The sequence below is a fragment of the Mucilaginibacter sp. P4_G9 genome, assembly GCF_056400985.1.
The window spans coordinates 1-9,505 of sequence record NZ_JBFUKF010000201.1 but is presented as its reverse complement, the minus strand read 5'-3'; the positions used below and the strand labels follow the sequence as shown (position 1 = coordinate 9,505).

The following is a 9,505-nucleotide window of genomic DNA, read 5'->3' as shown; positions in this document are numbered from 1 at the left end:
GTGGTAAGCCCAACGCAATCACCATCAACAGCATAAAATTTATTGTGCTGCGGCAGGCGGAAAGCCAGTGTATTTACACCCATTTTTCGGGTTCGGGCCCATTCATTTCCGCTGGTATCATCACCTATGCGGCACATCTCGAAGATCCCGGCGCTCAGGTGGCTCATGGTATTACAGCCAATTACATAAATGCCGTCTCCGGCTGCCTCACGGATGGAACGGTACAGGTGAAGAACGATCTCGGCAGTGGTTTTGCTCCTGTCATTAAAGTTCCAGCCGGGTACGGTGATACTGTTCTTCATTTCAAAACCCCAGCGGCCGGTTATATCATAGGTACTGAAATCATGCTTTACCATTTCGTAGCCCCATTGCCTGTAAAAATCGAAGTTGCGTTTAATCCGTTCAATATTTTCCGGGATGGTAGGATCGAGCGTTGGGTTTTTAGGATCGTCCCTGCCGGGGATCTTTGGCGCCAGTAAACTTGCCTTTTCGTCATGACGGGCGCAAAGCGGGCGCATCCACAGACCCGGGCGCATACCCAGTTTTTTTATCTCATCACCAAGCAGGTGCATGTCTTTAAATTTATCATTGGGTTTACTAAAATCATCATTCCAGCCACCATCGCCGGGCAGCAAAGGCGAATAGGTAGCCCAACCTGCATCAATCACCGAAAATGGCTTGTTGCCGGTATCAGTAATCAACTCACTCATCATAGCCGTGGTTTGTTTTATCAGGTCGAAATTGTTGTTGCCGTAGGCAAAGTACCAGTCGTTTATACCATAAATTGGCTGTTTGGGCAGGCGGGGCTTTTCGCACATCATCCCGCAAAAACGATGATCGGTACGGAAGGGCGTTTCACCGGGCAAACCATGGCCGGTAATGATATCTGCAGCATGTAAGGTGCGATTACCAAGCAATACACCATTGCCACCCGAATGGGTATCTAAAGTAAGCTCCAGGCTATCAGTATCTAAACCCCACCAGCAAATACTATTTGCCCCTGTTTTTACGCCGAAGCAGGCAGTTTGCTTTGCATCGTGTATTATTACGTACCATGGATTTTTAATACCATCAAAGCCGGTTTTCCATTGCAGGTCGCCATAAGAACGCTCCCAATGATCACCAAGGTATTTTGCTGATGAAGATACGTTATGCTTCCATTTTAAACGTACCGAATTAAGCTGTTGTGTTGGCGATTGAATATATACTCCTTTTGCATTTCCGCTGGTTTTTACCGTAACCTCTATATCCTTATAGGTAAATTTGTTACCACTGGTAACCTTCAGCTTAAACCATTCATTGCCAGATTGTGCCCAGACTTCATCCGGAGCATTAATAGCCGATGTTTGGGTTGATGTTGCATAAGTAAGCCGGCTGAACAACACGGCCACGCCGGTAGTTGCAGTAAGTTTTAAAAAATGTCGTCTTTGCATGGTAATGTTCTGAATTGGATTTACAACATTACTAAAAGGTTTCAGGGAATTAAAATGAAATAATATTAAACGAGCAAATAAGAGTCTCGATTTCAGGCTACTATTCCCCGTGGCCCTGCAGGCTCAAATTAAAAGCCCTCTCCTTTAGAGGGTGCTGGGTGCGGCTTATACCACACTACAAACTCTGTTTGCCTTTCCGCAACCGTCTTTAGGCTGAATTCGAAACCGTGATTAAGGAGAATCTCCCTTACAAGGGTAAGCCCGATGCCCTGCCCGTCTTTTTTAGTGCTGAAGAATGGCGAAAAAAGGTTAATGCTTTGCTCAGTAGTGATACCTTTACCGGTATCGCTGATAATGAGTTTTTTCTCTTTAGGGTTGAGGGTGAATTTTACCGAGCCTTTATCATCAATGGACTCAATGGCATTTTTTACAATGTTGATGAGCGCTTGCTCCAGTTGCTGTTCATCGCCCATGATAGTTACCGCATCATCGGGCAAATTAAACTCAAAGTTTACTCCTTTTTCTTCGGCTTTGATGGACATCAACGTGGCTACCGAGTTGATAAGCTTTTGAAGTATTACGGGATGTTTATTGGCGGGTGGCAGCTTCACCAGGTCGGCAAAGTTGCGCATAAACAGGTTGAGGTTTTGATTGCGGTCCATGGCTACCTGCAGGGCATCTTTTAAAATATCAAAGTTGTGCCCCTCCCAAAGCTGGTCGGTTTTCATGGCCGATTGCATGATGGAGTTAACCGGGCCAATGGTGTTATTCACCTCATGCGCCATCATGCGGATCACCTTGCCATATACCTTTTTTTCGGCGGCCAGTATTTCGGCGGTCAGGTCTTCGATCATAATAAAATGGCGCGAAAACCCTCTATCCACAAAATGCGATTTCTGGAGTTTAAATGAGCTTACCCCGTCCAGCTTTACTACCGTTGTTTCGCCGGATTTAAGCAGCCTCATCTGTTCAAATAAGGGGTGTTCCAGTTCCTGAATGGAATATCCATGAAGTTTGTCTTCGGTAACTGACAAAAGCTGCCGAGCTTTTGGGTTCACCTGCTGTATATGATCGTCAAAATCCAATATAATGATGCCCGTTGGCGAAGTATAGATCAGTTTTTCCAAAAAGAAATGCTGTTGCTCCTGCCTTGTACGTTCTGTTCTCAACTCATCCATCATCTGGTTATAAACATCAATCAGCGCATCAATCTCGTGTTTGCCGGTTGATAAAAATTTAACATTAAAATCCTTGTCCTTTATGGCATCAACTCCCTGCATCAATAGCTTTAAAGGATTTATCAGCTGGCGGTAAAGCTGTACAGCTACTACAACTGAAATGAGCACAAATACCTCTGATATAATAAAGAAGATCTTGTTTTGGTTAAAAATAAAGTAAGTGAGCACCAGGGTTACCAGGTGCAGTATTACAACAAATAAAACGTATTTAGTCCTCAGCTTCATCGTATGGTATCTGGTATTTGTCGAGCCGTCGGTACAGGGCGCTGCGCGTGAGCCCTAAAGCCGCCGCGGCCCTGCTTATCTTGTTTTTATGATGATCCATGGCACGTTTTATCATCTCCACCTCTACTTCTTCCAAAGTTAAAGTACCAACACCAGGCAGCTGCATATTGCCTTTTTTTACAGGTGATAACTCCAGTTGCGAACGAAAATCGTCAATACCCAGCTCATCTTTTTTACTCACCAGTATAGATCGTTCCACCAGGTTTTTCAATTGCCTGATGTTACCGGGTAAAGGTAGGGTTTGCAGCCACTTCATGGCCGATGCCGCAACAGATAATTTAGGCCGGTTATAAATCTCTTTTAAATTATTGATAAAAAAATCAACCAGTAGAGGAATGTCCTTCGGCCGCTCGCGCAGGGCGGGCAGGTAAACGGTAATCAGGTTAATACGATACAGCAGATCTTCCCTAAAAGTACCGCGCGATACCATTTCGTTAAGGTTTTTATTGGTGGCGCAAACTACCCTGGTATCCAGTGTTTTGGTGCGGCTGCTGCCCAACATTTCGTAAGTCCGGTCCTGTAATACGCGTAGTAGTTTTACCTGGCTGCTGGCATCCAGATCGCCTATCTCATCTAAAAATATGGTGCCTTTATGGGCCATTTCAAAACGGCCAATCCTGTCAAACCTTGCATCTGTAAAGGCCCCGCGGATGTGTCCAAACATCTCGCTCTCAAACAATGAAGTGGAGATGCCACCCAGGTTCACCTTAATAAATGGCTTATTACGGCGCAGGCTGTTTTGGTGAATGGCCTCGGCTATCAGCTCCTTGCCTGTTCCGCTTTCGCCCATGATGAGGATGGATGCATCAGTGGTAGCTACCCTACCGATAGTTTCCAGTATATCCAGCATTTTAGGGTCTTCGCCTATAATGTGCTGAAAGTTGTAGGTTTTATCCAATTGTTTGCGGGTACGGTGCTCGGTCTTTTTATCCCGCAGATCTATCAGGGTTTTCACCGACTGTAAAAGGTGTTCGTTATTCCAGGGCTTATTTATAAAATCATTGGCACCAAGCTTCATACCTTTTACAGCCAGTTCGATGCTGCCCCAGCCGGTAATCAGGATCACCGGGATGGCACTATTATGCTGCTGTTTTATCTTTTCGAGCAATTCCATACCTTCCTGTCCCGACGTATCTATCGAAAAATTCAGGTCGAGAATAATTAGTTCGGGTTTGCTTTTTTTTATGATCTTTAAAGCATCCGCCGGTTCTTCGGTACTCAAAACCTCGTACCCTTCGCTTTTTAGCAGCAGCAAAAGCGAGGTGCGTACAGCAATATCATCATCAATAACCAATATCATAATTGCAGGTTAATATCGTAATTATTCTTCGTGTAAAGCAACTGCCGGATAAATTGCAGCCGCCTGCCTGCCCGGATATAATGAGCATAAGAACACCAGCAGGTATATAAATAGCACAGCGAATAAAATTGCCGCTAAATAAATACCCGCCGAAAGATCAAACACATTTAACAATGGGAACTGCACGGCAAAAAATGAACCGATGATGAGCGAAAATGTAGCCAGGATCATTGATTCGGTGATTAATTGTTTGGAAACCGCCCCCCCCGTAGCACCAACTGCCCTGCGCAAACCAATTTCGCCCCGCCTTTTGTTAATGTTATACCATAATACACCAAACAGCCCAAGCGCCACATTAATTATTAAAAAACCTCCAACAATACCCAATACTATCATGGGTACCAATGTAAAATAATTAATATCCTTACGTTTGTTTACCAGGTGTTCTATTTCCACATTTGAATCTTTCATATAATTGGCCAGGGTTTTATATAAACGGGCCTCAAATGCTGCATTAGCGCCAGGAGCAACCTTTACCATTATTTTACCCAGCCACCTGAATGTGCCGGTATCAATGCGGTGATAAATGGCGTCGCCTGGCTTTGCATAATCACCCTTCATCTTGATAGCCTGTATCACCCCTATTACTCTTCTCTTATTTTTACCATCATCACCTTCGTCAAATATTTTACCTATTACTTCGCCTTTTCCAAATAACTTTTCCCGTAACTCATTATTTATCACTACTGCAGGCACTTTTGAAACAATATCTGTTTTGTTAAACCATCTGCCTTCAAGCAGGGTTCCGGTCATGGTTGTAAGGTAACTATCCTCGGCATTGTACATATTAACATGGTCAAAGGTTTTATGATTAATGGTTGCCGCACCGGTCCAGGTGTTTTGCGAAAAAGGAATATTATCACTGCAGAAACTAATTTCTTTAATCTCCGGCAACGCCTTTACGGTTTGTCGCAAGGTTTCGTAATACCTATTCAGCGAATCGGTGTTTTTTGTTTGCAGGGCATTGTTATAGCTAACAACCCATACATTTTCATATTCCATGCCCATTGTTTTTTTATAGTTGCTGTAGTAATACACCATCAGGGTAAATACCGCGAACAGCACCAGGAATGAAAAAAACATTTCGGACATCAATAAAAAGTTTTGTTTCTTTTTATTCCAGATGAGTTTAAATAAATGCTTAAACATAATATCTTAAATTTAATGGTAAATGATCTACTGCGCTTTTAACGCAGTTACAACGTTTAGTTTTGACATGCGCCAGGCCGGGTATACACCCGATAGAAGGCCAAAAAAGAAGCAAATAAGCAAACCGATACCCAATACCGTAAAATTGAGGGACAGTATAAGATTAGGAATCAGGTTCATACTATTTAAAACCTGTATCGCTATAAATGACAGTACTATTCCTATAAGCCCGCCCAACAGGGTGAGTATAATATTTTCGACAATAAATTGATAAACCAGGGTTCCGGACGACGCGCCAAAAGCCTTACGTACCCCAATTTCTGAAGAGCGTTCCATAATACGGGTAATATTAATGTTCACCAGGTTGAGCGTTGGCAAAAGGGTAACCAATAGTGTAAATATACCTATCGCGGTAAGTACAATGGTTACGCCCGAAAGGTCGTCATTGCCAGTATCAACATAACTTACAATATAGGGATCGGCATGACTGGATATTTTGTAAAACTCTCTACTTTCCATAGGCAGCCTTTTTACCAATCCTTCATATTCATCGTGCATGCGCTGTACATCGTTTTTTGAATCTGCAAGTAGTATCCCGTAGAAACCACCCTGGTACCCCTTACCTTTGGTTACATCTGATTTTGACACTGTGTAAGGAAGGTAAATATCACTATAGGTCATGTAACTGGTGATAGGTACATTTTTAACTACACCTGTCACCCTGTATTTCACGTTATCTGCTTCAATATATTTACCCACAACCGATCGCACATCGCCAAAATACTGCTTCTTCATATCCTCAGATATTACCGCAACCTTATCGGCATTGGCTAATTGCTGCCTGCTAAAGGTTTTACCCTCAATAAAATCGTAATCCATAATATCCCAGTAATCGTTATTGGTGTATTTGTAGCTCACGGCTATCTTTTTATTATTTACATAGGTATTGGTACCGCTAAACATAGATGATATCCCCAGTTTAACAGGAGTTTTAAGGGTACGCACATAGTGATCGAGATAGTAAAACGACATTGTACCGGAGTTTTGACMGGTTTTTGATTTCTGCTGGATGCGTGATATATATAACGAGCGATCGCGTTTCCTGTCGGGGTAACTGTCGCCTGCTATTTTATCCAGAAAAGCGGTAAGCACCAGTAAGATGGTAAGTGTCAAACTAATACCAAACAGGCTAATAAAGGTAAAAAACTTCCTCCTGCGCAATACCGCTATGGCTATTTTAAAATAATTTTTAAGCATAACTTTTAATTTTAGGCGGTTAATTATTGAACTTGGGTACCATCAAATAAGCGTACTAAACGGTGAGTTTTGTGAGCCATATTCTCATCATGTGTCACCATAACTATCGTGGTGCCCTCGTTGCGGTTAAGGTTGATCAGGATCTCCATAATCTCGTTACCCATGGCGCTATCCAGGTTACCGGTTGGCTCATCAGCCAAAATAATGTCGGGCTTGCCCACTATTGCCCGTGCTATGGCCACACGCTGCCTCTGCCCACCCGATAACTGGGTTGGGAAATGTTTAACGCGGTTTGCCAAACCTACTTTTTCCAATGCTTCGGTTGCCAGCATTTTACGTTCTTTGGCTGTAGTATCGCGATATAGCAGGGGCAGTTCCACATTATCTAACACCTGCAAGTCGTTTATCAGGTGATAGCTTTGGAAGATAAAGCCCAGGGTTTTGTTACGAAACTGCGCCAGCTGCTTATCGTTCAGTTTTTCTGTTGATTTATCAGCGATTTTTATATTCCCTTTTGATGGCGCATCCAACAGACCCATGATATTCAGCAGTGTACTTTTACCACAGCCCGACGGGCCCATGATGGATAAAAATTCGCCTTTGGCAATATCAAGACTTATGCTGTTCAGGGCCAGGGTTTCTATAGTGTCTGTGCGGTACACTTTTTCGATGTTTTGTAAACGGATCATATTTAAGTGAGTTGTGAATGGTGAATAGTGAGTTGTTTGATTAATTATTGAACTATTTAAATTATTGATAAGTGATCTTTTTGTTGGTTTCAAAGTCGTATAACGACAGGTAGCGTAACTGGTAATAGGCCCCCCAAAAATCCCGGAGCGATGCTACGTAATCGCGCTTGGCCTGGTCATTCTCGCGGAAGGCGATACCGAGGTCGGTGATGCTCAGATCTCCTAAAACATAGCGTTCGCGGGCTATCTGGTATTTTTCGGATGCGATGCTGTCGGCCTCGGCGGTATATACCAGTTGCTCTTTCATCATGTTAAAAAGCGACACCTGGGTTACAATCTGCTGCTTAAAGGTTTGTTTATCCTGCTCTACCGCATATTCGGTAAATTGCTGGTTAGCCAAAGCCGTTTTGACGCGCGATTTCGACCGCCCCCAGTCCAATATAGGCACGGCCAACTGCACCTGCAATACCTGCTGGTTTTGCGGATTTTTATAAACACCCGGAATAGTGGTTGCTGTGTTTGAGTAACCAAGATTGGCATTTAATGTAGCGGTTAATCCATTTTGACCTTTAGCTTTTGCAACATCCCGCTTAGCCTCGGCAACACGACGTAAAAACGCAATGGCATCAGATCTGTTTGCAAAAGCCTCGGCCAGTACTTTATCTGATGATACCTGCATCTGGCTGATATGTTGAGGTACTACCAATACTATCTTTTCTTCCCCCTCCCGCCCCGTATAGCTGCGCAGGTTTAGGGTAGCTATTTCCATATCGCGCTTAGCGGTACCAACTGCTTTTTTTGCATTGATCTGCTCCAGCTGCAATTGCAATATCTCGTTTTTTGAAACCTTGCCCAACTCAAATTTGGTATTGGCAATATTCATGATCTTTTGTGTGTTGGTATAATTGGTTTCGGCAATTTTTAAATTCACCTGGGCCAATAGCAAATCGAAGAAGAAACCTTCCACATCAATAGCGATCTTTTCCTGGGCCTCAATGTAAGTCTGCTTGCTCTCGTTATATTTCAAGGGCTCAATCCTTTTGTCCCACTTTAGGCTATTGAACTGAAAGAGCGGCTGGGTATAGCCGATGCCGTAAGGGATACCATTGTATAAAATATTATGCCTGTCGAAATCGTCAAACCGCTGTAGTTGGGTGGTGCCATAAACAGTACCGCCTGTAGCTGTAATACTTTGGCTAAAGTTTAATGCCAGCGATGAGTTGTCATTATGTATAGGCTGAAACCGAATGGTACCATCGGGCTGCTGCACCTGTGTAAATGTTTTGGTATAGCCGGGCAAAATCCCGCTTAACGCCAGCTGCGGCTGGTAATTTGATTTGTAGGTACGGTACTCCCAATACTTGGTTTCGCGCACGGTTGCTGCCTGCTTGGCGGCTATTGAATTGGCCTTGGCCATCTCCACCACCTGCTGCAGGGTTAACCGCAGCGTATCGATGCTACCATCTGCAAATGCCTTTGTGCCAATGGTTAATAATAATATGGAGTATAAAAATTTCATTCTGTTTTCCTTTATATTTCAATCGTCATTGCGAGGCACGAAGCAATCCCCAACCTACAGAGTAGCTGTGCAAATCCACTCTGTGGGATTGCTTCGTACCTCCTATGAGGCTTATTGTAACTTAATTCGTAATCGTTACTTCTTTCGAGTTTTTAAATTCCGTCATATCCGATGTTACAATTACATCACCGGGTTTTACACCGTCCTGTATTTCTACATAATCAAAATTGGTGAGCCCGATGTGCACAGTACGCTTCTCCGCTTTTCCATTATTTACCACGAAAACATCCTGAACCGCCGGCCCTTTAAACGCCGGACCATTAGCCACCCTCATGATCTTGCTATGTGTTGCCGTCACCAAAAAAACGTCCACCTTCATATTTGGCCGAAGCTGTTTGTTTGCACGATCATCTAACTGAATATCAAAAGAAATAATACTGTTTTGTACCGATGGGGATACATTGGTAACGTGTCCGCGCAGTTGAGTATCATTGATGCGGATAATAACCGGGATTCCGCTGTGCAGCTGATCCATTGAGTTATCTGAAATACTGCCAGATACTTTAAAGCTGCCC

At 43.4% G+C, this 9,505-nt stretch carries 8 protein-coding genes; all 8 read right to left on the bottom strand.

What is annotated here, in order from left to right; all coding sequences use genetic code 11:
- Positions 1-1,433, bottom strand: a 1,433-nt coding sequence (locus tag AC1DPZ_RS16635; protein ID WP_477405382.1) for an alpha-amylase family protein, incomplete at its 3' end; no start/stop codon positions are given.
- A 128-nt stretch (positions 1,434-1,561) separates the two neighbouring features.
- Positions 1,562-2,896: a sensor histidine kinase gene (locus AC1DPZ_RS16630; RefSeq protein ID WP_477405380.1), complete on the bottom strand. Its 1,335-nt coding sequence runs from the start codon at positions 2,894-2,896 to the stop codon at positions 1,562-1,564.
- The gene (locus AC1DPZ_RS16625) at positions 2,880-4,256 is read right to left on the bottom strand and encodes a sigma-54-dependent transcriptional regulator (RefSeq protein ID WP_477405378.1); all 1,377 of its coding nucleotides are present in this window, start codon (positions 4,254-4,256) and stop codon (positions 2,880-2,882) included. The genes AC1DPZ_RS16630 and AC1DPZ_RS16625 overlap by 17 nt, the downstream gene beginning before the upstream one ends.
- 21 nt (positions 4,257-4,277) lie before the next feature.
- Complete coding sequence (locus AC1DPZ_RS16620) at positions 4,278-5,465, bottom strand: ABC transporter permease (protein ID WP_477405376.1); 1,188 nt, start codon at positions 5,463-5,465, stop codon at positions 4,278-4,280.
- 27 nt (positions 5,466-5,492) lie between these two features.
- Positions 5,493-6,722 (bottom strand): ABC transporter permease, encoded by a 1,230-nt coding sequence (locus AC1DPZ_RS16615; RefSeq protein WP_477405374.1) that lies wholly within the window; start codon positions 6,720-6,722, stop codon positions 5,493-5,495.
- A 23-nt stretch (positions 6,723-6,745) separates the two neighbouring features.
- The gene (locus AC1DPZ_RS16610) at positions 6,746-7,411 is read right to left on the bottom strand and encodes an ABC transporter ATP-binding protein (protein WP_477405372.1); all 666 of its coding nucleotides are present in this window, start codon (positions 7,409-7,411) and stop codon (positions 6,746-6,748) included.
- Positions 7,412-7,472: 61 nt separating this feature from the next.
- Positions 7,473-8,930 (bottom strand): TolC family protein, encoded by a 1,458-nt coding sequence (locus AC1DPZ_RS16605; protein WP_477405370.1) that lies wholly within the window; start codon positions 8,928-8,930, stop codon positions 7,473-7,475.
- Positions 8,931-9,051: 121 nt separating this feature from the next.
- The coding region (locus tag AC1DPZ_RS16600) for a permuted SH3 domain-containing protein (protein ID WP_477405368.1) at positions 9,052-9,505 on the bottom strand (454 nt) is incomplete at its 5' end.